This is a genomic window from Williamsia maris (genome assembly GCF_024171815.1).
Classification (GTDB): domain Bacteria; phylum Actinomycetota; class Actinomycetes; order Mycobacteriales; family Mycobacteriaceae; genus Williamsia_A; species Williamsia_A maris.
This window is the reverse complement of the sequence record NZ_JAMTCJ010000001.1, coordinates 986,017-1,010,458: the sequence shown is the minus strand read 5'-3', so window position 1 is coordinate 1,010,458 and position 24,442 is coordinate 986,017. Positions and strand designations below refer to the sequence as shown.

Below are 24,442 nucleotides of genomic sequence, written 5' to 3'. Positions count from 1 at the left end.
CAGCCGACATCAGTAGTCGATCCCTTCGCGCAGTTGGTCGCGATCTCCGTTGCGTCGTCGCAGCAGCAGCCACGCGGCCAGCGCGAGCAGGACGGCTCCGGCACTCACGCCCAGGGCGACGTAGCGCGGGACCGAGCTGGGCTGCGCTGGGTTCACCTGCGGACGCACCGGCTCGGCGGCGTAGACGTCGCGGGTGTCGCCGGTTCGGGGGTCGGCGGGATCGGCTCCTGCTGGCGCGACGTCCGGGGTCGTGGTGGTCAGCGCGGCGACCGGATCGATCAGCCCGTAACCGACCGCACCGTCGCGTCCATCGGAGGGATGATGTGCCGTTCGGGTGATGCGGTCGATCACCTGACGGGCGGTCAGACGCGGGAAGCGTGCGCGGATCAGCGCGGCCAGTCCCGACACATACGGCGTGGCGAAGCTGGTGCCGGTGAGGGGGCTGGAGCCGTTGTTCGCCTTGAACGCGTCGATGATCGGTGGTCTGGCAGCGATGTTCAGCGACACCAGGTTCGACCCGGGCGCGGCCACCGTGACCCACGGACCGGCCAGCGAGTACGACGACGGCCGGCCGTCTTCTTCGACGGCGCCCACCGCGACGACGTACGGGGAGAAGTAGGCCGGCGACGACTTAGTCACCACGTTGGCCCACGGGTCGGCATCAGCTCCGCCCAGCGCGGCCGAGTTCTGGGTGCCGCACCCCTCGTTCTTGTCCCCGAAATTGTTCGCCGCCGCGACCACGACCACGTTTCGGTCGTAGGCGTATTTGACGGCGGCACCCAGGGCGCGATCGTTCAGGTCGGTCCCGGCCGGTCGGCAGGCGCCCTCGGAGATGTTGATGACCGTGGCTCGCAGATTGACCGCGCGGACCACCGCTCGGGCCAGGGTGGCCACGTCGCCGTAGCCGTCCGGTTTGATCGACGTGTCGTTGGACTCCCGCTGCGTGTCGGCCGGTTCGTAGGCTCCCGATGTCTGGCGGATCGCGATGATCGACGCGTCCGGTGCGATGCCCGCGAATCCGTCGCTCGACGAGTCTTTCGCCGCGATCAGGCCGGCGACCGCGGTCCCGTGTCCGTCGCAGTCCTGCGTGCCGTCACCGGAGGACACGTAGTCGCCGCCGCCGGTCACCGACAACCGCGGATGCCGGAAGACGCCGGTGTCGATCACGGCGACCCGTTGTCCTGCGCCACGCGAGAACTCCCACGCCTTCTCGACGCCGAGGAGCGCGAATGATGCGGGCCGCGAGATGTAGTCGCCCTTCGACGAGATGGTCTCGATGCACTGCGCCACCGCGCGCTTGGTGGGGATCGACGGGCCCACCGGGTTCTCCGACGGCACCGGACCCGAGATCTGCGGCGGCGTGATCGAGCGGCTGATGCCCGGCACGGCGACGGCCGTCATGGGCATCGCGGAGGTGGCACCGATCCCGACCACGGCAATTAGGCCCACCCGGGTGACCAGCGCGAGCCGACCTCGCCCGCGCGGCGAGGACCGAGGCGACGGTCGGACGGTCATATCCCGCGGGCGAGGGAGTACAGGCCGATGACCCAGGCCGCGATCGGCACGGTCGCGGCGATCACCAGGTACTCGAGAATCTCGCCGATACGTCGCAGCACGGGGGAGAACTCCATGTTCGGCGTGATGACACCGAAGTAGAACGCAGCCGCGGACAGCAGCAGCAGGATCCCCACCGCGACAACGACCCAGACCCCGCCGGCGAAGAACTGCGCACCGATCACGCCGAGCAGGGCGACCGCACCCAGTCCGATCATCCCGGCGGCCTGCACGAGGTCGGAGTGTGACCGTCCGCGCAGGACCGTGGCCAGAGCTATCAAAGCGCCGAGCAGAGCGGCTTTCCAGTCGACGTCGGGCGCGGGCACGGCCGTGATGACCGCGCACACCGCGGCGACCGCGGCCGCGCCGAGCATCAGACCCGACATGTGCGCGTTCGCGGCTTTGGCCCGCAGCTCCAGCGCCGCGGTCTCCGGCAATGCGACAGCACCGATGGCCGCGACGCCGGGGTTCACGTTCTGCTGATTGGGCGGGTCGATGTCGTCGAGCGAGGCGCCGGCCGACGGCACCGTCGGGACGGGCAGGCGCACGAGCAGGATCGTCAGCCGCGGCGCGATCAGGGCCACCAGCAGCGCGATGACGCCGAGGACGGCCGTGGTGTGCTGCACCGGCGCGGTGAACAGGAGCTGCCCGACGGCACCGAGCGCGACCAGCGTGGACACGGTGATCAGCGCGAGGTGGGTGAACGGTTCGCCTGCGGTCACGCGCAGCGCGACGACGGCGACGAGGATCGAGACACCGGCGCCGAGAAGGACGTTGGCCGCGTGATCGGCGGCGGAAAGGACGGCGAAGCACCCCACGAACACCGAGAAACACGTCGCGACGGACAGGGCGGCACCGACCACCCGGTCACCACCGTTGTTGCGGGCGACGAGGTCGGCGACGAAGAAGACCACGGCCGCGACGAACGCGAGCGCACCGAGGTCGTAGCGGTGCTCGGACCACGTCGCGATCAGTGTGAGCGTCCCGGTGACGGCGATCATCCCCAGGAACGCGAGGACTCCCACCCAGCGGGCCGAGGTCGGCGACCACGACTGGAACTCGCGGCGGGTGATGCCCGCGACGGCGTCGATGACGTCGTCGTAGACGGTCGGGAGTTCGGTGGTCGCCTCGGAGCGCAGGACCAGCAGGTCGCCGTCGACGATGCCGGACTCGATCAGCGTCCGCGTCTCGTCGAGAATCTTCTGCCCGACCTTGCCGAGGGTCCAGTGCAGCGAGAGGTCGTCGGGAACGCGTTCGGGTTCGCCGAACTGGTTGCGCATCAGCAGCCCGGCCAGCTCGGGGATCAGCGACGCGACGGGGACGTCGGCGGGCAGCGCGACATCGACCTGGGTGCGACCGGAGAGCACCGACACCCGGCAGAGCTCGGGATCGACGCGGGCGGGCGACGAGGACTGGCTCGGACCTGCGAACGCGGCGGGGCCGGCGAAGGGGTTGGCGGCAACGACCGATCCCGGTCCAGAGGACGTGGATCCAGGCTGGTGCGACGTCATCTGTATCCAGTGCCTCCCTGTCAACTGTGCGAACCGTACGATAGCCGACGCAACGATCTATGGCTCGGGGAGGTCAGATGACGACTGAGGGTTTCGTACGCCGCGCACGGCCCCCACGGCCGCGCCTGCCCGGCGGCGAGATGTCCATCCAGCCACCCCCCGAGGTCCCTCGGAATGTGCCTGCAGGCATCGTCTCCCGGCTGCTGCCGGTGATCATGATCGTCGCGATGGTCGGCATGATGGGACTGTTCTTCACCGCAGGGTCGGCGGCGCTGCGCAACCCGGTCACCCTGCTGTTCCCGATGATGATGGTCATGTCGATGGTCGGCATGTTCGCCAGCGGTGGCCGTGGCGGCGGACCGAAGGCAGCCGAGCTGAACGAGGAACGCAAGGACTACCTGCGCTACCTCGGCCGCATCCGCAAGGACGTCGACGACACCGCCCAGTCCCAGCTCAAAGCCCTGGCCTGGTCGCATCCCTCGCCCGGATCGCTGCTACCCGCCGTCGGATCGCGACGCATGTGGGAGCGACGCACCGACGACGCCGACTTCTGTCACGTGCGCCTCGGCATCGGGGCACAGCGCCTCGCCACCCGTCTCGCGCGCCCCGAGACCGGACCGCTCGAGGACCTCGAACCGGTGTCGGTCATGGCGCTGCGTCGGTTCATCCGGATGCACGCAGTGGTCCGGGGTCTCCCGACGGCGGTGTCGCTACGGGCGTTCCCGGCCGTCTCGATCGAGGGAACGGTCGCCTCGGTCAACTCACTGGCCCGGTCGATGGTGCTGCAACTGTGCGCCTTCCACGGCCCCGACCTGGTGCGGGTTGCCATCGTCTGTTCCGACCCGGAGAACGCCGAGTGGTCCTGGGCCAAGTGGCTGCCGCACGTCGCGCACCCGGAACGGCGCGACGGTGCCGGCCCGGCGCGGATGCTCTATCAGTCGCTGCGCGAGTTCGAGGAGGACCACGACCCCGAGCTGACCGAGCGACCGCGCTTCTCCCGCAACGCATCGCCGGTCGATGGTCGCATCCAGTGGATGGTGATCCTCGCCGGTGGTTTCGTCGCCGGTGACGAACGCAGCATCAACGACGGTGGACTGGACTCGGTGACCGTCATCGGACTCGGAGAGACCCCGCTGATGCTCGCGGCCCGGCGCGGAACACAGCTCGTCGTGGACGGCACCACGCTGGGCGCCCGATCCGCGTTCGGCGTCGAGAACTTCGCGGTCCCCGACGACATGCCGGTGGCGACGGCCGAGGCCATCGCGCGACGGATGGCGCGATACTCGCTGGCCACGGCCGCGCAATTGATCAACCTCGACGCCGACACCGGCCCGCGTGATCCCGGCCTGATGCGGCTCATCGGTGTCGCCGACGCGTCGGCCATCGACCCCGACCGGGTGTGGCGTCCGAGGACCCCGCGTGATCGTCTACGTGTCCCGGTCGGTGTGACCGAGAGCGGGCAGCCGCTCGAGATCGACATCAAGGAGGCGGCCGAGCACGGAATGGGCCCGCACGGTCTGTGCATCGGCGCCACCGGTTCGGGCAAGTCGGAATTCCTTCGTACGCTGGTGTTGTCGATGGTGACGACCCACGCGCCGGAGTCGCTGAACCTCATCCTCGTCGACTTCAAGGGCGGCGCGACGTTCCTCGGTCTCGACGAGCTGCCGCACGTGGCGGCCGTCATCACCAACCTCGAGGACGAGTTGGCGATGGTCGACCGCATGCGCGACGCCCTCGCCGGCGAGATGAACCGCCGCCAGGAACTGCTGCGGTCGGCGGGCAACTTCGCCAACGTCGCCGACTACGAGAAGGCGCGGCTCAACGGCGCGCCCCTCGATCCGTTGCCAGCGCTGTTCATCGTGGTCGACGAGTTCTCCGAACTGCTGTCGCAGAAACCGGATTTCGCCGAGCTGTTCGTCATGATCGGCCGCCTTGGTCGGTCGCTGCAGATGCACCTGCTGCTCGCCTCGCAGCGCCTCGAGGAGGGCAAGCTGCGCGGTCTGGACTCGCACCTGTCGTACCGGATCGGTCTGAAGACGTTCTCGGCGAGCGAATCCCGTGCCGTGCTCGGTGTCCCCGACGCCTACCACCTGCCTGCCGTCCCCGGCTCGGCCTACCTCAAGTGTGATTCATCGGAACCCGTGCGCTTCAACGCCTCCTACGTGTCGGGTCCGTACCTGGCGACCCGCAGCGTCACCCGCCGCGGCGACTCCGGTGCGCGGTCGGGGCCGAGTGTCCCCATCCGCGTGTTCACCGCCGCACACGTCCCCGAGATGCGGATGCCCGAGCCGCTGATCATCGATCAACCCGTCGCCGACGCCGACAACGCCGGTCCGATCCTGCGCGAGGGCAAGACGGTCACCGAGCTCGACATGGTGGTGTCGCAGCTGGTCGGTCACGGCCGCCCGGCCCACGAGGTGTGGCTGCCGCCGTTGGAGGATTCGCCGCCGGTCACCAGGCTGCTGCGTGCACGCGATTGGCGTGCCGCCGCGTCGGACGGTCTGGCCGGCCTCCGGTTCCCGATCGGCATCGTCGACCGGCCCTACGACCAGCGCCGCGACGTCCTGCAGCTCGATCTGTCGGGCGCGCAGGGGCATGCGGTCATCGTCGGAGGGCCACAGTCGGGCAAGTCCACGACGCTGCGCACACTGATCATGTCCGCGGCCATCACCCACACCCCCGAGCAGGTGCAGTTCTACTGCCTCGATTTCGGCGGCGGCACGATCACCGGTCTGGCCGGGCTGCCGCACGTCGGATCGGTCGCGACCCGGTTGGAAGAGGATCGCGTGCGACGCACCGTCGCCGAGGTCATCTCCGTGCTCCGCCAGCGTGAGGCGCGCTTCCGTGAACTCGGCATCGACTCGATGGCGGAGTTCCGGCGCCGTCGCGCCGCCGGCGACGAGCGACTCGACGTCGACAACTTCGGCGACCTGTTCCTCGTCATCGACGGGTGGGCGACGGTCCGCTCGGAGTTCGAGGTCATCGAGGACGCGATCAGCGCCATTGCCGCACAGGGCCTCTCGTTCGGTGTGCACCTCATCATCGCGGCGTCCCGCTGGATGGAGATCCGTCCGGTCGTCAAGGACCTGCTCGGCACGCGCATCGAGCTCCGGCTCGGCGACTCGGCCGACTCCGAGGTCGACCGCAAGATCGCCGCGACGGTTCCGCTGGGCCGGCCGGGACGCGGTCTGAGCCCGGACCGCCTGCACATGCTGATCGGTCTCCCGCGCCTCGACAACTCCTCGGCCACCGACGACATGTCGACGGCGGTGTCGTCGGCGGTCGCGCAGGTGGCGGCGTTCTACCCGGATCGCACGGCGTCGGATGTGCGCATGCTGCCCGATCGCGTCGACCGTGAGGGCGTCGTCGCGCGGGCCGAGGCGGTCGTGCCACGGAGTCCGATGAGGGTCACCATCGGTATCGACGAGGCCGAACTCGCGCCGGTGACACTGGATTTCGCGACGCAGTCACACTTCCTGACCTTTGCCGACGTGGAGAGCGGCAAGACGACGCTGCTCCGCACGATTTTGCGTGGTCTGGTCGCCAACGGGCGCCCCGCGGACACCAAGATCCTGCTCGTCGACTACCGGCGCAGCCTGCTCGGCGAGGTGGAGGGCAACCATCTGCTCGGTTACGCCACCACCGCGCAGCAGGCCGAGCCGTACCTGGTCGAACTGGCCGACTATCTGCTCAAGCGGCAACCGGGCCCGGACGTGACCGCCGCACAGTTGCGCAACCGCTCGTGGTGGGAGGGACCCGAGATCTATGTCGTGGTCGACGATTACGACATGGTCGCCGTCGGCTCCGGCAACCCGTTGGCCCCGCTGGTCGACCTGCTGCCGCAGGCGCGTGACATCGGTCTGCACCTGATCCTGGTGCGCCGCAGCGGTGGTGCCGCGCGGTCGATGTACGACCCGATCATCAGTCGCCTCAAGGACCTCTCGGTCGACGGACTCGCGATGAGCGCGCCCAAGGACGAGGGCATCCTGCTGGGGACGACCAAGAGCGCACCGCGCCCGCCGGGCCGAGGCGTGCTGGTCCAGCGCAGCGGAGAACGCCTGATCCAGGTCGCCTGGTCGGCGCCGCAGGAGTAGTCGGGACGACCTCCCGTGGAAGTCGGTCGCCGGGTACCCGCGGCGGTCAGTCCGAGTCGTCCATGTGGTCCTCGTCCTCGACGAGTTCGGGTCGGAGGGGCTCGTAGACAGCCCAGAGGCCCGGCGGGTAGCCCGTCACCGGGCTGTTCGGGTCGTCGGTGTCCACCGACTGGCTGAGCGGAGGATCGTCGACGGCGATGGAAACGATGATGTTCTCGGATACCGACAGATAGTCCTCATCGGTCGTTTCCGACGACACCGGCGCACTATCCGGGGATCGGAGATCGAGCGCGAATCCGTGGAAACCGCCGACCGTGATGAATGCCCCGGTACTCACCAGCAGAGCAGCGAATCGATTCAGCCCTGTCGGCACGTGCGGGCGCCTCTCTGAGGTTGTACGGGTCGGCCGTCAGCTCAGCGCAGTCGCGCACCCAGGTTCATCGACGCGACGATGCTGTCGACGGCGGTCCGGATGTCGCCGGGTTCGATGCGCATCAGGGCGTCGGCGTCGAGGTCGGTGATGTCGATGTCGCCGGAGCTGAGCCGGTATTCGCGCTCCTCCTCGGCGGCCTCGATCACGTTGCGCACGAAGCGGCCGTTGCCCGCGAGGTCGATGAGACGCACCTGCCCACCGTTCTGGTCGGTGACGACGGTGTCGTAGAGCGGCCGGCAGGCGTCGTGCAGGATCTGAACCGATTGCGCGGGGAGCACCGAGTCGCGCGCCTGCGACATGACCTCACCGATCTCGGACAGCTCTTCGGGACGGTAGGACTCGAACCGGATGCGGCGCGCGAAACGGGACGCCAGACCATCATTCGACGACAGCAGACGGTCGATCTCACCGTCGTAACCGGCGATGATGACCACCAACCGGTCGCGGTTGTCCTCCATCCGGGCCAGCAGCGTGTCGACGGCCTCGCGACCGAACGCATCGCCGCCGGACAGACCGGTCTGGATCAACGTGTAGGCCTCGTCGATGAACAGCACACCGTCGAGCGCGCGGTCGATGAGCGCCGACGTCTTGGGCGCCGTGCTGCCCAGGTGCTCGCCGACCATGTCGCGCCGGCTGGCCTCGACGATCGTGTCGGTCTTGAGCAGACCGAGCCCGCAGTAGGTCTTCGCGATGATCCGCGCGATGGTCGTCTTACCGGTACCGGGAGGCCCGGTGAACGCGAGATGCAGGCTGCGTGACGTGCTGGCGAGCCCCTTGTCCGCGCGGACCTTCGCCAACGCCACCGACGACGTCAGCTTCGCGACCTGGTCCTTGACCGACGCGAGTCCGACCTGACGTTCCAGTTCCGTCTTCGCCGCCGCGAGCTGGTCGTTCTGCGCCGCCGACGCAGGCTGCGAGGCCAGCGGCTTGTCCTCGGGCACCGACTTCGGGTCCCACTTGTCGGTCCGGCGGGCGATGCGCTCGGGATCGACGACCAGGAGGCGGAACTTCGGGTTACGCATCGCGTCGCTGACCCCACCGAAACCGGGATCGCGGGCGTAGACCTGCTCGAACAGTGCGACGGCCTTGTCCTCGTGGCCTTCTTCGCGCTGCACCAGTCCGTGGGTGTACATCGCGGCGGTGGCCGCACCGGGGATCGGCCCCGACTCGGCTTCCTCGAGGCGGCGATTCGCCTCGGTGAACATGCCCAGCTGGGCACACGCCGCTCCGGCCATCACGTTCGCCGCGGCCAGCATGTAAGGGTCCTCCCAGCGCGCCGACGCCGCCAGCGTCGTCAGCACGTCGGGCCATCGCTGGGTGAAGTAGTGCAGCATCGCGCGGACATAGGTCGCGATCGGCGTGACCGACTCCGCGGGGATCTCGTCGAGCACCTGCTCGGCGCCGGTGTAGTCCTGGCCCTCGATGAGCGACGCCGCGTACGCCGAGATGACCTCGACGATGTCGCTGATCGGGTAGTCGATGTAGAGCCCGGTCGCGAACCGCCCGACCAGCGTGCGCGGGGGCAACCCGAGCCGACGCAGCTCGCCGTTCAGGGACCGACGCGTCTGATAGAGGTTGTGCAGGATGTACGGCGAGTTGTCCCCGCAGGCGATCCGCCCCAGCCAGGCGTCGCACATCTCCGGGGCCTGCTCGCTCGCCCGCTGGAAGGCCAGCGCCGCCTGAGCAGGATCGCGAGCGGCCTCCTGGCCGTCGACGGGGATGCCGAGCGACAACACCGCCAAGTCGAACAGTTGGCGTGCCTGACGAATATCGCCCACTTCCACGACCCCCAGCGTGTCTCGCGACGTACGGCACATCGGCCGCACAGATCTACGGTTACGGCGCTCAGGGTATCGCGCGGTCAAGCCGCCGCCGCACGGGTCGGCACCCGGAAGCGACCGTCGAGGTGCGCGGATACAATCTCCCCCGAGCCGATCCATCGGCACGCCGCCCACCTCGAGGACCGGAGACGCCTTGTCCGTCGACACCGTCAGCCATGCAGCGCAGACGCCCGATGACCCACAACCCTTCCGCGAACTCGGACTGAAAGAGGACGAGTACGCACGGATCCGCGAGATCCTCGGCCGCCGCCCCACCGATGCCGAGCTGGCCATGTACTCGGTGATGTGGTCGGAGCACTGCAGCTACAAGTCGTCGAAGGTCCACCTCAAGTACTTCGGTGAGACCACCACCGACGAGATGCGGTCGTCGATGCTGGCCGGTATCGGCGAGAACGCCGGCGTCGTCGACATCGGCGACGGCTGGGCGGTGACCTTCAAGGTCGAGTCGCACAACCACCCGTCCTACGTCGAGCCGTATCAGGGTGCGGCCACCGGTGTCGGGGGCATCGTCCGCGACATCATGGCCATGGGCGCCCGTCCGATCGCCGTGATGGACCAGCTGCGGTTCGGCGCGGCCGACGCCCCCGACACCCGTCGCGTCGTCGACGGTGTCGTGCGCGGCGTGGGCGGCTACGGCAACTCGCTCGGCCTGCCCAACGTCGGCGGCGAGACCGTGTTCGACGCCAGCTACGCGGGCAACCCGTTGGTCAACGCGCTGTGCGCGGGTGTGCTCCGGGTCGAGGATCTGCAGCTCGCCTTCGCCTCCGGTGCGGGCAACAAGATCATCCTGTTCGGCGCACGGACCGGTCTCGACGGCATCGGCGGCGTGTCGGTGCTCGCGTCCGAGACCTTCGACGACACCGGCGAATCCGGCCCGAACCGCAAGAAGCTGCCCGCGGTGCAGGTCGGTGACCCGTTCACCGAGAAGGTGCTCATCGAGTGCTGTCTCGAGCTCTACCACGCAGGTCTGGTCGTCGGCATCCAGGATCTCGGCGGCGCCGGGTTGTCGTGCGCCACATCCGAACTGGCGTCCGCGGGCGACGGTGGCATGAGCATCCAGCTCGAGACCGTGCCCATGCGCGCCGAGGGCATGACCCCGGCCGAGGTCCTCTCCAGCGAGTCCCAGGAGCGCATGTGCGCCGTGGTGACGCCGGAGAACGTCGACGCGTTCCTCGCGGTGTGCCGCAAGTGGGACGTGCTCGCCACCGTCATCGGAGAGGTCACCGACGGTGAGCATCTCGAGATCACCTGGCACGGTGAGACCGTCGTCGACGTGCCGCCGCGCACCGTCGCCCACGAGGGCCCGGTGTACCAGCGTCCGGTGGAGCGTCCGGAATGGCAGGACGAGGTCGTCTCGTCGAGCTCGACGACCCTCGACCGTCCGTCCTCCGACGACGAACTGCGCTCCACCTTGTTGACGATGCTGGCCTCGCCGGCACTGTGCAGCCGCAAGTTCATCACCGAGCAGTACGACCGCTACGTTCGCGGCAACACCGTGCTGGCCGAGAACGCCGACTCCGGCGTCATCCGGATCGACGAATCCACCGGCCGCGGAATCGCTCTCGCGACCGATGCGTCGGGTCGCTACACCTATCTCGACCCCTACCGCGGGGCGCAGTTGGCCCTGGCCGAGGCGTACCGCAACGTCGTGGTCGCCGGGGCCACGCCGAAGGCCGTCACCAACTGCCTGAACTTCGGTTCGCCCGAGGACCCGGCGGTCATGTGGCAGTTCTCCGAAGCGGTCAAGGGATTGGCCGACGGTTGTGCGCAGCTGGGCATCCCGGTGTGCGGCGGCAACGTCAGCTTCTACAACCAGACCGGGTCGACCCCCATCCTGCCGACGCCCGTGGTCGGTGTCCTCGGGGTCATCGATGATGTCCACCGCCGTATCCCCACCGGCTTCGGAACCGAGCCCGGCGAGACGTTGATCCTCATGGGTGACACGAAAGACGAACTCGACGGATCGATCTGGGCGCAGGTCACCCACGATCACCTCGGCGGTGTCCCGCCGGAGGTCGACCTCGAACGCGAGCGACTGCTCGGCGCGATCCTCACCGCGGCGTCGCGGGACGGCTTGATCTCCGCGGCACACGACCTCTCCGAGGGTGGGCTCATCCAGACCGTCGTCGAGTCCGCGCTCGCGGGTGAGACCGGCTGCCGCATCATCCTCCCCGAGGGCGCCGACCCGTTCGTGTGGTTGTTCTCCGAGTCGGCCGGGCGCGTGCTGGTGGCGGTCCCGCGGACCGAGGAGACGCGGTTCTGCGCGATGCTCACCGCGCGTGAGATGCCGTGGACGCGTATCGGTGTGGTCGACCAGGGCAGCGACTCGGTCGAGGTCCAGGACCACTTCTCGGTGCCGTTGACCGAACTCCGCACCGTCCACGAGGCGACACTGCCCGCGCTGTTCGGCTGAGCACACCCCGATCACGGAGGCCCCAGGTGACCACGAACAACCCCTCGCCGGGTGAGAGCGACCCCTCGCAGGCGGGTCCGCAGTATCCGTACGGTCCGCCGCAGGGCTACGGACCGCCTCCCGGGTACGGCCCGCCGCAGAACTACGGACCGCCCCCGGGTTACGGCCCGCCGCCGCAGTACTACGGGCCTCCGCCCGGATATGAGCAGACCCAGCCCTACGGCCAACCGCAGGGCTATGGCCAACCGCAGGGCTACGGCAAACCGCCGCAGGGGTACGGGCAGCCGCAGGGGTGGGGACAATCCGGCTACGGACCGCAGCAGGGCTTTGTCGCCCCGGCCTCGTCCAGCGTTCCCACGATCGTTGCCGTGCTGGCGTTCCTCGGTGGCTTGGCCGCGGTCGTCGCGATCATCGGCGACATCGCGATCATGTCGATCTCCGACATCGATGTCCCCGAGTGGTTCGTGGGATACGCCGCCGTCGAGGGGATCGTGGCTCTGGCCCGGTTGGTGGTGCTCGTCGCAGGCGGCGTGTTGTTGCTCCGACGCCGCGTGCTCGGCAAGACGTTGGTTCTCGTCGGGTGTGGACTCACCATCCTGACGTCGATCGTCGGGTTGATCCTGGTCCAGGGGGTGTCGGTGAACGACGGCCCCGCCACCATCGGATCCGGCGTAGGCACGACAGTCGGATTGGCGTTCCCCATCGTGACCGCGGTGCTCGTGCTCAACTCGGCCACCACGCGGTGGTTGAGGTCCGCCTGACGATCTCGAATCCACCGCGCCGGAACTAGAACGTGTTCTACCCTGGGTCCTGACTCGGAATCGGACACGGAGGTCTGCGGTGGCGCTCAGAGTGGTGGAATGGTCGACCGGAACGGTGGGGCGGCACGCGATCGCGGGGATCGATGCGCGGCCCGAACTCGAACTGGTCGGGGTGTGGGTGTCGAACCCGGACAAGGTCGGCATGGATGCGGGCGAGCTGGCCGACCTCGGACGTGACCTCGGGGTGGTGGCCACCAACGACCGTGACGCACTCATCGCACTCGAGCCCGACTGCATCGTGCACACCGCGATGGTCGACGACCGCATCTTCGAGGCCCTCGAGGACCTCATCTTCTTCCTGGAATCCGGGATCAACGTCGTCTCGTCGGGTCCGGTGCTGCTGCAGTTCCCGAAGGGTGTGGTCCCCGACGACCTCGTCGAGCGCGTGCAGGCGGCAGGCGTGAAGGGCAATGCGAGCCTGCACGTCAACGGCATCGACCCCGGTTTCGCCAACGATGTTCTGCCGCTGGCGATGACGAGCCTGTCGCAGCGCATCGACCAGGTGCGCTGCTACGAGATCGCCGACTACTCGACCTACTACCAACCCGTCGTGATGAGCGACATCTTCGGGTTCGGCAAGTCGCTCGACGAGACCCCGATGCTGTTCACGCCGGGCGTGCTGTCGATGGCGTGGGGGAGTGTGGTCCGTCAGATCGCAGCCGGCCTCGGGCTGACTCTCGACGAGCCGCTCGAGGAGAAGGTCGAGAGATACGCCGCCGAGGAGGACATCTCCACGGTGTCATGCGACATCGCCACGGGCACCATGGCCGCGGTCCGATTCCAGGTGATCGGCACGGTCGACGGCGTCGAACGTGTTGTCCTCGATCACATCACCCGCACGCACCCGGCTCAGCGGCCCGACTGGCCGACCCCGAACTCGGGCGACGGTTGCTATCGCATCGAGATCACCGGTGAGCCGATGATGACCGTCGACTTCAGCCATCACGGCGAGCACGGCGACCACAACGTCTCCGGCATGATCGTCACCGCGATGCGACTGGTCAACGCCGTCGAAGCGGTGGTCGCCGCCGAGCCCGGCCTCGTCACCGCACTCGAACTGCCGCTCATCACCGGACGCGGTCTCGTCCCCACACCTGCGGTCGCAAGCGTCTGAGCGTTCGATCCAACCGGCCGTAAATCGTTCGCGCTCAGCGGTCTTCTGCTGGACACTTCTCCTCGACCACGAAGGAGAATCCAGTGACCACCCGCATCGACAACCTCAAGCTGCTCAGCTTCGCCTCCGAGATCGACGACAAGACGATCGAGCAGGCCAAGGAGACCGCAGCGCTGCCGTTCGTGCACCCGCACGTGGCGTTGATGCCCGACGCCCACTACGGCAAGGGCTCGGCGGTCGGCACCGTCATCCCGACCGTGGACGCGGTGATCCCGGCCGCGGTCGGTGTCGACATCGGCTGCGGGATGATCGCGGTACGAACGACTTTCGATGCCGGTGCGATCGAGAACCTCGACCGGGCCGAGTTGCGGACGTCCATCGAGTCCGCGATCCCGCTCTCGCCGGGCAACTACAACCGCGCGGTGGACCGCTACCCGTTCACCGCCGGGCGTATCGCGGTGTTGGAGGAACTGGCCGAGGCCGACGGTGTCGACCTCGCGCACTCGCCGAAGTGGCGTGAGCAGCTCGGCTCGCTCGGTGGCGGCAACCACTTCATCGAGCTCTGTCTCGACGAAGACGATCGCGTGTGGATGTTCCTGCACTCGGGTTCACGTGGTGTCGGCAACAGGATCGCTCAGCGGCACATCAAGATCGCGCAGCGGTTGTGCCGTCAGTGGCACATCCCGTTGCCGAACGCCGACCTCGCGTACCTCCCGCACGGGACGTCGGAACTCGATGTGTACCTGCGTGATCTCGCGTGGGCACAGCGGTTCGCGCTCGAGAACCGTGCCGAGATGATGGATCGGTTCCGGCAGGCGTTCGCGCACTGGGTCGGCCACGACGGCGAACCGGCGACGCTCGAGACCGAGAGGATCAACTGTCACCACAACTATACCGTCCGTGAACACCACGGCGGCAAGGATGTGTGGTTGACCCGAAAGGGGGCCATCGACGCCCACGAGGGTGTCCGCGGCATCATCCCGGGGTCGATGGGCACGCGGTCCTACATCGTCACCGGCAAGGGTCACGGTGGTGGCCTCTGCTCGGCGCCGCACGGTGCGGGACGTCGGTTCTCCCGGACCGAGGCCAAGCGGCGCTACACCGAGGCTGACCTGGAGGCGGCGATGACCGGTATCGAGTACCGGCACGGCGCGGAGTGGATCGACGAGATCCCGCAGGCGTACAAGGACATAGACGCCGTGATGGCCGACGCCGAGCGGCTCGTGTCGATCGACCACGTGCTGCGCCAGGTGCTCAACGTCAAGGGCACCTGACCCCGATTCGCGCGCTCCGCTTCTCGAGCCGCGCTCCACCTGCAAGTGGAGCGCGACAACAGAAGTGGAGCGCGAACTCGTCGGCGGGGCCTAGAGATCCCAGGTGTGCACGGCCTCGCCCTCGTGCATGCGGTCGACGTACTCGCGCAGCATCCCCGACAACGCCTGGGCGCGGGAGTCGCCGGCCGCCTCGCGCGCCGCAACCGACTCCCGTTGCCACACCGCGCCGGTCTGTCGACGCAGGCAACGGCCCTCGATGACCGACAGATACCTACGTCGGGCGCGTGGCGACACCCCGTACGCGGCCAGTCCGGCGTCGGCCAGCGGCAGCAGTCGGCGCAGCACCAGTTCGTCCGGCCGGATCCACCCGACGGTCGGCCAGTACAGCTGGGCGTCGAGCCCGTCTCGCGCACCGGCGTGGAGGTTCTCGGTCGCCGCGTCGAACGACATCTGCGACCACAGCGGACGGTCGGCGTCGACGAGACCGCGCAGTACGCCGTAGTAGAACGCGGAGTCGGCCATGGTGTCGAGCACGGTCGGCCCCGCGGGCAGTACGCGGTTCTCGATACGTAGATGGGCGTGACCGTCGACGACGTCGTAGATCGGGCGGTTCCACCGGTAGACGGTCCCGTTGTGCAGCTTGAGTTCCGACAACTCCGGGATCCGACCGGCGTCGAGCGTCTCGAGGGGGTCCTCGTCGGTGCAGACCGGCAGCAGCGCGGGGAAGTACCGGGTGTTCTCCTCGAAGAGGTCGAAGATGGTGGTGATCCATCGTTCGCCGAACCACACCCGCGGGCGCACACCCTGGTTCTTCAACTCGAGTGGTCGGGTGTCGGTGGCCTGCTCGAACACCGGTATCCGGCTCTCGTGCCACAGGGCCTTGCCCGCGAAGAAGGGCGAGTTGCCCGCGAGCGCGACCTGCACGCCGGCGATGGACTGCGCCGCGTTCCAGTGCGCGGCGAAATCCTCTGGCGCGACGCGCAGATGCAGCTGCACCGAGGTGCACGCCGCCTCGGGGAGGATCGAATCGGTGGTGGTGATCAGCCGCTCGCCCACCCGCTCGGTCCCGAGCGGGACGCCGTCGATGTCGAGGGCGATGTCCTCGCCGCGGGCGGCGAAGATCTGCTGGTTGAGCAGGTCGTAGCGCGGGTTGGCCGAGATCCACTGGTGCATCAGGTGATCGGTGCGCAGCGTCGGCAGCATCCCGATCATGACGATGTGGTTGTCGGTGGCGGCGGCCCGCGCCTCGGCGCGGTTGAGCGACCCGCGCAGGGCCTGTTCGAGTGCGATGGTGTTGTCGTCGGTCAACGGACGCGGAGCCACGTTGATCTCGATGTTGAACTGACCGAGTTCGGTCTGGAAGTCCGGATCGGCGATCGACTGCAGCACAGTCGCGTTCGACATCGCCGGGTTCATCGCGCGGTCGATCAGGTTGAGTTCGACCTCCATGCCCAGCAACGGGTCGGGCGGCTTGCCGTGATCGGTGAACAACCCCTCGGCCAGCATCCGCGCGATCGCCTCGGTACCGCGCCCCACCTGCTCACGAAAACGACGGCGGTCCTCCCTCGTGAACTCCCGCTCGGAGACCTCGGCGCCCATCGCCCCATCGTGTCACCGATGTCCGATCTCATGGTGGCGAATGACGGCCCCGAACCGCCCGACCGGCACCGACTGGGATGATCGGCCGTGTGGCACCCGGAAAAGCAGTCGACCCGGCCGAGATGCGGTCGGCCATGCTCGTCGTCGGCGACTGGCTGCGCGACGGCACCGTCGATGCCCCCGCGCGCGCCGAACTCGCCGCAGCGGTCCGGTTGAGCGCACGCACTCTCGCCCAGATCGCCCCCGGCGCCTCGGTCGAGGTGCGGGTCCCGCCGTTCGTCGCGGTGCAGTGCATCCAGGGTCCGCGGCACACACGCGGAACGCCCCCGAACGTCGTGGAGATGGACCCGCGGACGTGGCTGCTGCTCGCGTCCGGACTCGAGGACCTCGCGCACGCCGTCGGCGACGGGCGGGTCACCGCATCGGGCAGCCGGGCCGCCGAGGTCGCGAGTTGGTTGCCGATCGTGCGTATCTGAGCGTCGTCGACAACGCCGGTGGTGACGTACGTCGCACCTGTCGTGATGTGTGGTGCAGGAGGGGCAGACTCACACCCGCTGGATTCGCCCAGCTCAGGGGTTGGCCCGTAGACTTCGGTTCAGTCCTGCTGTTATGCCCACCACCCCGGGAGCGCACGTGACCGAGCTGTCGATCCACAGCCCGAATCTTCTCGCCGACCTGAAGCCCAGCGCTGAGCTGGACATCGATGAGAACGAACCCCGAGAAGAGTGCGGTGTCTTCGGCGTCTGGGCACCGGGGGAGGACGTCGCGAAGCTGAGTTATTACGGCTTGTACGCGCTGCAGCACCGCGGCCAGGAAGCCGCCGGCATCGCCGTCGGTGACGGCTCGCAGGTACTGGTGTTCAAGGACCTCGGACTGGTCAGTCAGGTGTTCGACGAGCAGACGCTGGCCTCGATGCCGGGCCACGTCGCCATCGGACACTGCCGCTACAGCACCACCGGGTCGACGACCTGGGAGAACTCGCAGCCCATCTTCCGCACGACCGCCGCCGGTACCGGTGTCGCGCTCGGGCACAACGGCAACCTCGTCAACACCGCCGATCTCGCCAGCACCGCGCGCGCCGCGGGCCTGATGGGGTCGCGCATGAACGGTGGCGCCACCTCGGACTCCGACGTCGTCGGCGCGCTGCTCGCGCACGGGGCCGCCGACCGCACCATCGAGCAGGCCGCCATGGAACTGCTGCCCACCCTCAAGGGCGCGTTCTGCCTGACCTTCATGGACGAGCACACCCTCTACGCCGCGCGGGACCCGCACGGTGTGCGGCCGCTGTGTCTCGGACGCCTCGACCGCGGCTGGGTCGTCGCGTCGGAGACCGCCGCCCTCGACATCGTCGGTGCGTCGTTCGTCCGCGACATCGAGCCCGGCGAACTGCTGGCCATCGACGCCGACGGTGTGCGCAGCACCCGCTTCGCCAAGCCCACCCCGAAGGCCTGCGTCTTCGAGTACGTCTACCTCGCCCGCCCCGACAGCGTCATCAACGGCCGGTCGGTGCACTCGTCGCGCGTCGAGATCGGTCGACGCCTCGCCCGTGAGTTCCCCGCCGAGGGTGACCTGGTGATCCCGGTGCCCGAGTCCGGGACGCCGGCCGCCACCGGGTTCGCCCAGGAATCGGGCATCCCCTACGGCCAGGGTCTGATGAAGAACGCCTACGTCGGTCGTACCTTCATCCAGCCGTCGCAGACCATCCGTCAGCTCGGTATCCGGCTCAAGCTCAACCCGCTCAAAGAGGTCATCCGCGGGAAGCGCCTTGTCGTCGTCGACGATTCGATCGTCCGCGGCAACACCCAGCGCGCGCTGATCCGGATGCTGCGCGAAGCCGGCGCCGCCGAGATCCACGTACGGATCGCGTCGAGCCCGGTGCGGTGGCCCTGCTTCTATGGCATCGACTTCGCCTCACCCGCCGAGCTCATCGCCAACGGCATGGAGTCCGAGCAGGGCATGGTCGAGGGCGTCCGCCAGGCCATCGGCGCCGACACCCTCGCCTACATCAGCATCGACGAGATGATCGCGGCCACCGAGCAGCCGCGCGACGCGCTCTGCGCGGCCTGCTTCGACGGGAAGTACCCGATCGACCTGCCCACCGAGACCTCGATGGGCAAGGCCGTTCTGGAGACGATGCTGTCGAACGCGGTCGGCGCGGAGCCTCTCGCGTCCAACGACAACGTCAGCGCGCTGCGCCGCCCCTGATCGCCGACCTGATCGATCAGACGGCGGCGTCCGGTTTCGTGGACACCGTTCCGGCTCCGCCGTCACTGTTTTCCGACACCTTCTGGGTGCGCTTGTAGAGCCAGCCCACGACCAGGACGAAGGCCAGGATCCCGAGGACCTGCGCCCAGTTGTCGAACCCCTCGCCGACGATCCGCAGCGGGTCGTCGTCTCCCGACGCCGCGACGATGCCTGCGAACACCACGCCGAACAGGCTCTCGCCGACGATGAGTCCGCACGCGAGGAGCACCCCGAGTCGTTTGGTGCGCTCGACGTTCGTGGCGTGCCGGTCGGCCCAGCGGTTGTAGAAGAACCCGAGCACCGCGCCGATCGGGATGACCAGCGTGAGCGAGATGGGCAGGTACATACCGAGTCCCACGGCGAGCGGCGGCAGTCGGAACCGGGTGGTGCGGCTCATCGTCTCGTCGATGGCGATCACGGCCAGGCCGATCAGCGCGCCGAGGCCGATCAGGTTCCAGTTCAACGAGTCTCCGAACACGCCGCTGACGAGCGACGAGATCAGGGAGGCCTGTGGCGCGGCGAGCGCGTCGTCTCCCGCTCCCGGTGCGCCGGCGAACCCGAACGCCGTCTGCATCAGCTGCAGGATCGGCGGTATGACGGCGGAGCCGAACAGCACGCCGATCACCAACGCCACCTGCTGCTTCCACGGGGTAGAGCCGACGAGCTGGCCGGTCTTGAGATCCTGCAGGTTGTCGTTCGAGATGGTCGCGACACCGAAGACGACCGCGGTGGTGAACAGCGTGTACGCGATGAGCGCGGTGGTCTGTGAATCACCGGAGTCTCCGAAGGTCACCTTGATCAGCAGCGCGGCGCTGATCGCCACCAGGATGCCGACACCCGACAGCGGGCTGTTCGAGGAGCCGATGAGTCCGGCCATGTAACCGCAGACGGCGGCGATGACCAGACCGAAGACGAGCAGGTAGACGAGGCTCACGGTGATGATCCCGGCCGCGCCGCCGTTGAGTGCGGTGTCGCTCGTGAAGTCCCACAGCAGGAAACCGATGGGGATGAGCATGAACACGGTCACGGCGGCGACGATCTGGATCGGGATGTCGCGTTCGACGACCTCGACCTCGGTGCCACCGCGACGCAGCCGGGCCGAGCGAGCCGACTCGATGATGCCGGTGACGATCGGACGGATGATGGTGACCAGCGTCCACACCGCGGCGACCGCGATCGCGCCTGCGCCGATGAACCGGACGTCGGAGGAGAAGGTCGACGAGACAGTGTCGGCCAGCGCCTCGGATCCGGAGAGATTCCCGGACGTGCGGATCGGCAACAGGAAGCCGTACGAGATGATGAGGCCCACCACCATCGCGATGGCGACGGTGACGCCCACCAGGTGGCCCACGCCGATGAGCGCCATCGACAGGCTCGCGCCGACCATGGTGCCGCCGGAGCCGACCTTGAACGACGTCGACACCGCGTTGCTGATCACCTTCAACGACGACACCAGCGAGAAGCCCGCCGCGACCACGGCGGCCACCGACAACATCCGCAACCCGGTCTTGTTGTCGGCGGCGGCCTGCGCCGAATCCGACGTGCCGACCTTGAGTACCTCGGCCCCGGCCACCCCCTCGGGAAACGGTAGGTCGGTTCCGGTCACCAACGCCCGGCGCAACGGGATGGAGAACGCGACGCCCAGGATGCCGCCGGTTGCACACACCGCTGCGGTGATCCAGTACGGGAAGCCGCTCCAGTAGCCGACGATGATCAGCCCGGGGAGCACGAAGATGATCGCCGAGAGCGTTCCGGCGGCCGACGCGATGGTCTGCACGATGTTGTTCTCGACCAGTGAGTGGTTCGCGAAATAGCGCAGCACGCTCATCGAGATCACCGCGGCCGGAATGGAAGTCGCGAAGGTCAGGCCGACCTTGAGGCCGAGGTAGACGTTGGCCGCCGTGAAGACCAGGGTGATGAGACCGCCGAGTATGACACCGCGCAGGGTCAACTCGCGTACGGCGCTACCCCGGGTACTGCTCACAACGGACATCGAGTCCTCCTCGTCGACCAACGGTGATGTGCACAAAGTATGGGGGGAAGTGGTCGGCAAATGTGCGATGACGGTCGGTTCGATGTGGCGCCACAGGCGGGAGCAGGGGCGATGGGTCGTCACGCGCTCCGGTACCGTGTAGCCCGTGACACAACAGGACTCTGATCCCGCAGGTGAGCCGACATCCACTTCGCGGGGAGCGTCCTACGCCGAGGCGGGGGTCGACATCGACGCCGGTGATCGCGCCGTCAAGCTCTTCGCGCCGCACGCCAAGCGTGCCTCCCGCCCCGAGGTCCTCGGGGGCCTGGGTGGCTTCGCCGGCCTCTTCGCGCTGAAGGGCACCTACCGGGAACCCGTGCTCGCGGCGTCCACGGACGGCGTCGGGACCAAGCTCGCGATCGCGCAGGCGATGGGTAAACACGACACCGTGGGTCGCGACCTGGTCGCCATGGTCGTCGACGATCTCGTCGTGTGCGGTGCCGAGCCGCTGTTCCTGCAGGACTACATCGCCGTCGGCAAGGTGATCCCGGAGACCGTCGCCGAGCTGGTCAAGGGTATCGCCGACGGATGCGTCGAGGCCGGATGCGCACTGCTCGGCGGCGAGACCGCCGAGCATCCCGGTCTGATGGAGAACTCCGACTACGACCTGTCCGCGACCGGCGTCGGCGTGGTCGAGGCCGACTCGGTGCTCTCACCCGATCGCGTCCGCCCCGGTGACGTGGTCATCGCCATGGGGTCGTCGGGACTGCACTCCAACGGCTACTCGCTCGCCCGCAAGGTCCTGCTCGAATGGGGACACATGGATCTCGGCGGGCACGTCGAGGAGTTCGGTCGGACGCTGGGCGAGGAGATGCTCGAACCCACCCGCATCTACGCCAAGGACTGCCTGGCCCTGGCCGCGGAGACCGACGTCCGGACGTTCTCGCACGTCACCGGCGGCGGACTCGCGGAGAACCTGTCACGCGTCATCCCGGCGGGTCTCGCGGCCGAACTCGACCGCGGGACGTGGACCCCGGCACCGATCTTCGCGATGATCGCGCAGCGCGGTCGGGTCGAGCGCATGGAGATGGAACGCACCTTCAACATGGGCGTCGGGATGGTCGCGATCGTGGCCCCCGAGGACACCGACCGGGCGCTGGCGGTACTGACCGCACGGCACCTGGACTGCTGGGTGTTGGGGTCGATCAAGAAGTCACACGACGGCAAGGATCAGGCCGGTGCTGCCGCACTGAACGGGGAACACCCGCGGTTCTGACGCCGTGTGTGGACGACGATCGGCCGACCGATCAGCGATCGGTCGGCCGTCCAGCCGAGATCAGGCTCGGCGCCACTCGTCTTCGTCGGCCCAGGCCTCTGCGGGGTCCGGGCGATCGGAGGGGCGTTCTGGTTCGTTCGCCAGCTCTCGCTGCAGGCTCGTGAGGTCCATGTTCGGAGAGCTGTACTTCAGCTCCCGAGCGACCTTCGTCTGCTTTGCTTTTGCTCTGCCGCGGCCCATAGGGGGACCCCCTCGCACAATGACGGGGCGGCCAATCAAGACTGGCGGCCCCATTCTGAGTTTATAAACCTTGTCGTGAGAAACAGTCTAGCGCGCTCGAACGGGCTGTGCGGACCAGGCGCGAGCAGAGTCAGGGCCTCAATTCGGCATCGGTCGCGGCCTCAGGCCCCGGATCCCTGGCGTGCGGCGGCGCGGACGTGCTTGCGCAGCATCCGTCCGGCCTCGCGCGCCACCTTGCCGGTGTAGCGCGGATCGGACTCGAGGTGGGTGAGTCCCTCGATGTCGGCGCCGCCGACAAACAACTCGCGGACCCGGACGCCGTGCGACGGCTGCGACAGCACCGTCACCGCGTCGCCGGCCTGGATCGGTCCGCCCACGACAACCCGCAGGTAGGCGCCGGTGTCGGCCCGCTCGGCGAAGCGCGCGACCCACCGCTCCTCCTCGGCCCACTGGGCGAAGGTGCGACACGGGGTGCGGGGGATGGTGCACTCGACCTCGACGGTGTCGCCGATGCGCCAGCGTTCGCCGACGATCGCGTCGGTCACCTCGATCCCGTCGATGCGGATGTTCTCGCCGAACCAGCCCGCGGGCAGGTCGCGGCCGAGATCCTCGGCCCAGCGACGCGCCTCGGTTTCGCTGTAGGCGTAGACCGCCTGATCGACGCCCCCGTGGTGCTTGGTGTCACAGATCAGATCGCCGTCGACCCCGTCTGCAGAGACCGTCACCGGGCCCGTGACCGGGGACTTCGCGATTCCGCTGTCGCCGATGCGCTCGAGGTGGACCGGGACGTGCGCGGCGCACACGGCCAGCACGACGCCCTGTGCGAGAGGTGCGCTCATCGCGACCGCAATCCCTCGATCGCTGCGCGACCGGCCTGGATGCGGTCGTCGGCCCGCAGCGAGGTCGGGTCGATGGTCGCGTCGGCGCCACCGGCGACGAGCGGGGTGTCGGCCGGGACCGACCGCTTGATCAGCGCCAACGCGATCGGGCCGTACTCGTAGTGGTCGATGACGGTCCCGACGCGACCGATCGCGCGGCCCTCGGCGGTGACCGGATCGCCGGTGGACGGTCGGCTGTCGGCGCTGCCGTCGAGCTGCAGCAGCACCAGCCGTCGGGGCGGTTTGCCGAGGTTGTGCACGCGCGCGACGGTCTCCTGCCCGCGGTAGCACCCCTTCTCCAGGTGCACGGCGCCGAACTCGTCCGGTCCGCCGATCCACTCGACCTCGTGCGGGATGGTCCGGTCGTCGGTGTCGAGACCCAGACGGGGGAACCCGGCCGCGACCCGCAGGGCCTCGTAGGTCCACATGCCCGCGGGCTTGGCGCCGGCATCGGTGAGGCGCTGCCACCACTCGGTCAGCTGCGTCGCGGGCACCATCACGTCGACGCGCGGCATCGTCCGGACGCCGATCGAGTCGGGGTCACCGAACGGCGGCATGATGCGCCAGAAGCCCGACGGCTCGTCGTCGTGGCGCTGCTCGGGGAAACGTCCGGCCTGGTAGATCCCCGCGTCTGCCGGGATCTCGAGGAGGTCGGCGATCGGTCCGGTGACCGCGTCGGGGCCCAGCAGCGTCAGGATCGCGAGGTCGTCGCGCAGGACGGGCTCGGCCTTGGCCCAGAACACCATCTTCTGCAGGAACCCGAGGAGCGGGTCGAGGCGCTCGCGTTCGGTGTCGAGGAAGGTGAGCTCGTCGATGTCGGTGACGACGAAATGGTCCTCCACCCGACCGTTCAGATCGAGGCTGAGGTTCTCCGCCGACGTGCGGTCGGCCAGGTTGCTGACGAACTGACTGGAGATGGTGTGCAACCAGCTCAGCCGTTCGTCGCCGCTGATCTCGATGATCCCGCGGTGTGAACGGTCGATCACCACCGCGGATCGTTCCGCCGAACGCTGCTCCGCCAGTGGGTCTCCGAAGTGCCAGGCGACCTGGGAATCGGGTGATTCGTCGGGTCCGCCGACCGCGCCGGCGGACCGTTGCGCGACGAGAAGGGGAGAGGGGGTGGCGGTGGGGCCGCCGAGCGAGTCGGTCACTCATCCATCGTACGAGCACCCGCTAGG

Annotated in this window: 17 protein-coding genes; 8 read left to right on the top strand and 9 right to left on the bottom strand. The window is 68.5% G+C overall.

Features of this window, described 5'->3' with window-relative positions:
* Positions 1-9 precede the first annotated feature (9 nt).
* A complete protein-coding gene (gene mycP, locus LX13_RS04740) occupies positions 10-1,449 on the bottom strand; it encodes a type VII secretion-associated serine protease mycosin (RefSeq protein ID WP_253660130.1) in 1,440 nt (479 codons plus the stop codon).
* 62 nt (positions 1,450-1,511) lie between these two features.
* Positions 1,512-3,065: a type VII secretion integral membrane protein EccD gene (gene eccD, locus LX13_RS04735; protein ID WP_253660129.1), complete on the bottom strand. Its 1,554-nt coding sequence runs from the start codon at positions 3,063-3,065 to the stop codon at positions 1,512-1,514.
* Between the two features lie 77 nt (positions 3,066-3,142).
* Between eccD and eccCa the strand changes: the two genes are divergently transcribed.
* Positions 3,143-7,159, top strand: coding sequence for a type VII secretion protein EccCa (gene eccCa, locus LX13_RS04730; protein ID WP_253660128.1), 4,017 nt, complete (start codon positions 3,143-3,145; stop codon positions 7,157-7,159).
* A 46-nt stretch (positions 7,160-7,205) separates the two neighbouring features.
* On the opposite strand, the gene LX13_RS23620 is transcribed toward eccCa, so the two are convergent.
* Both LX13_RS23620 and eccA read right to left on the bottom strand, forming a co-directional pair.
* The gene (locus LX13_RS23620; protein ID WP_253660127.1) at positions 7,206-7,496 is read right to left on the bottom strand and encodes a hypothetical protein; all 291 of its coding nucleotides are present in this window, start codon (positions 7,494-7,496) and stop codon (positions 7,206-7,208) included.
* A 77-nt stretch (positions 7,497-7,573) separates the two neighbouring features.
* Entirely contained in the window at positions 7,574-9,370 is a 1,797-nt protein-coding gene (eccA, locus tag LX13_RS04720) for a type VII secretion AAA-ATPase EccA (RefSeq protein WP_253660567.1), read from the bottom strand.
* A 196-nt stretch (positions 9,371-9,566) separates the two neighbouring features.
* Between eccA and purL the strand changes: the two genes are divergently transcribed.
* The 4 genes from purL (at position 9,567) to LX13_RS04700 (ending at position 15,055) form a co-directional block, all read left to right on the top strand.
* Complete coding sequence (purL, locus tag LX13_RS04715) at positions 9,567-11,846, top strand: phosphoribosylformylglycinamidine synthase subunit PurL (RefSeq protein WP_253660126.1); 2,280 nt, start codon at positions 9,567-9,569, stop codon at positions 11,844-11,846.
* Between the two features lie 26 nt (positions 11,847-11,872).
* A complete protein-coding gene (locus LX13_RS04710) occupies positions 11,873-12,607 on the top strand; it encodes a hypothetical protein (protein ID WP_253660125.1) in 735 nt (244 codons plus the stop codon).
* 79 nt (positions 12,608-12,686) lie between these two features.
* A complete protein-coding gene (locus tag LX13_RS04705; protein WP_253660124.1) occupies positions 12,687-13,781 on the top strand; it encodes an NAD(P)H-dependent amine dehydrogenase family protein in 1,095 nt (364 codons plus the stop codon).
* 83 nt (positions 13,782-13,864) lie between these two features.
* Positions 13,865-15,055 carry an RtcB family protein gene (locus LX13_RS04700; protein WP_253660123.1) on the top strand — a complete coding sequence of 397 codons (1,191 nt, stop codon included), beginning with the start codon at positions 13,865-13,867 and terminating at the stop codon, positions 15,053-15,055.
* Positions 15,056-15,145: 90 nt separating this feature from the next.
* On the opposite strand, the gene LX13_RS04695 is transcribed toward LX13_RS04700, so the two are convergent.
* Positions 15,146-16,654 (bottom strand): glutamate-cysteine ligase family protein, encoded by a 1,509-nt coding sequence (locus LX13_RS04695; RefSeq protein WP_253660122.1) that lies wholly within the window; start codon positions 16,652-16,654, stop codon positions 15,146-15,148.
* An 89-nt stretch (positions 16,655-16,743) separates the two neighbouring features.
* Between LX13_RS04695 and LX13_RS04690 the strand changes: the two genes are divergently transcribed.
* Positions 16,744-17,130: a sterol carrier family protein gene (locus LX13_RS04690; RefSeq protein WP_253660121.1), complete on the top strand. Its 387-nt coding sequence runs from the start codon at positions 16,744-16,746 to the stop codon at positions 17,128-17,130.
* A gap of 157 nt (positions 17,131-17,287) precedes the next feature.
* The gene (gene purF, locus LX13_RS04685; protein ID WP_253660120.1) at positions 17,288-18,859 is read left to right on the top strand and encodes an amidophosphoribosyltransferase; all 1,572 of its coding nucleotides are present in this window, start codon (positions 17,288-17,290) and stop codon (positions 18,857-18,859) included.
* Positions 18,860-18,875: 16 nt separating this feature from the next.
* On the opposite strand, the gene LX13_RS04680 is transcribed toward purF, so the two are convergent.
* Positions 18,876-20,891, bottom strand: coding sequence for an OPT family oligopeptide transporter (locus LX13_RS04680; protein ID WP_253660119.1), 2,016 nt, complete (start codon positions 20,889-20,891; stop codon positions 18,876-18,878).
* A gap of 145 nt (positions 20,892-21,036) precedes the next feature.
* Between LX13_RS04680 and purM the strand changes: the two genes are divergently transcribed.
* On the top strand, positions 21,037-22,146 hold the full coding sequence (gene purM / locus LX13_RS04675; protein ID WP_253660118.1) for a phosphoribosylformylglycinamidine cyclo-ligase: 1,110 nt from the start codon (positions 21,037-21,039) through the stop codon (positions 22,144-22,146).
* Positions 22,147-22,206: 60 nt separating this feature from the next.
* Here purM and LX13_RS04670 read toward each other — a convergent pair whose 3' ends face one another.
* The 3 genes from LX13_RS04670 to ygfZ form a co-directional block, all read right to left on the bottom strand.
* Positions 22,207-22,386, bottom strand: coding sequence for a DUF3073 domain-containing protein (locus LX13_RS04670; RefSeq protein ID WP_188491518.1), 180 nt, complete (start codon positions 22,384-22,386; stop codon positions 22,207-22,209).
* Positions 22,387-22,547: 161 nt separating this feature from the next.
* A complete protein-coding gene (locus LX13_RS04665) occupies positions 22,548-23,225 on the bottom strand; it encodes an MOSC domain-containing protein (protein ID WP_253660117.1) in 678 nt (225 codons plus the stop codon).
* Positions 23,222-24,415: a CAF17-like 4Fe-4S cluster assembly/insertion protein YgfZ gene (gene ygfZ / locus LX13_RS04660; RefSeq protein ID WP_253660116.1), complete on the bottom strand. Its 1,194-nt coding sequence runs from the start codon at positions 24,413-24,415 to the stop codon at positions 23,222-23,224. Before ygfZ ends, LX13_RS04665 begins: the two co-directional genes overlap by 4 nt.
* Between the last annotated feature and the right edge of the window lie 27 nt (positions 24,416-24,442).

What these genes read in the sequence shown, in the direction of transcription:
- eccD (WP_253660129.1), bottom strand. Translation starts at nt 3,065, where the DNA reads ATGACGTCGCACCAGCCTGGATCCACGTCCTCTGGACCGGGATCGGTC.
- eccCa (WP_253660128.1), top strand. Translation starts at nt 3,143, where the DNA reads ATGACGACTGAGGGTTTCGTACGCCGCGCACGGCCCCCACGGCCGCGC.
- LX13_RS04695 (WP_253660122.1), bottom strand. Translation starts at nt 16,654, where the DNA reads ATGGGCGCCGAGGTCTCCGAGCGGGAGTTCACGAGGGAGGACCGCCGT.
- LX13_RS04680 (WP_253660119.1), bottom strand. Translation starts at nt 20,891, where the DNA reads ATGTCCGTTGTGAGCAGTACCCGGGGTAGCGCCGTACGCGAGTTGACC.
- LX13_RS04670 (WP_188491518.1), bottom strand. Translation starts at nt 22,386, where the DNA reads ATGGGCCGCGGCAGAGCAAAAGCAAAGCAGACGAAGGTCGCTCGGGAG.
- LX13_RS04665 (WP_253660117.1), bottom strand. Translation starts at nt 23,225, where the DNA reads ATGAGCGCACCTCTCGCACAGGGCGTCGTGCTGGCCGTGTGCGCCGCG.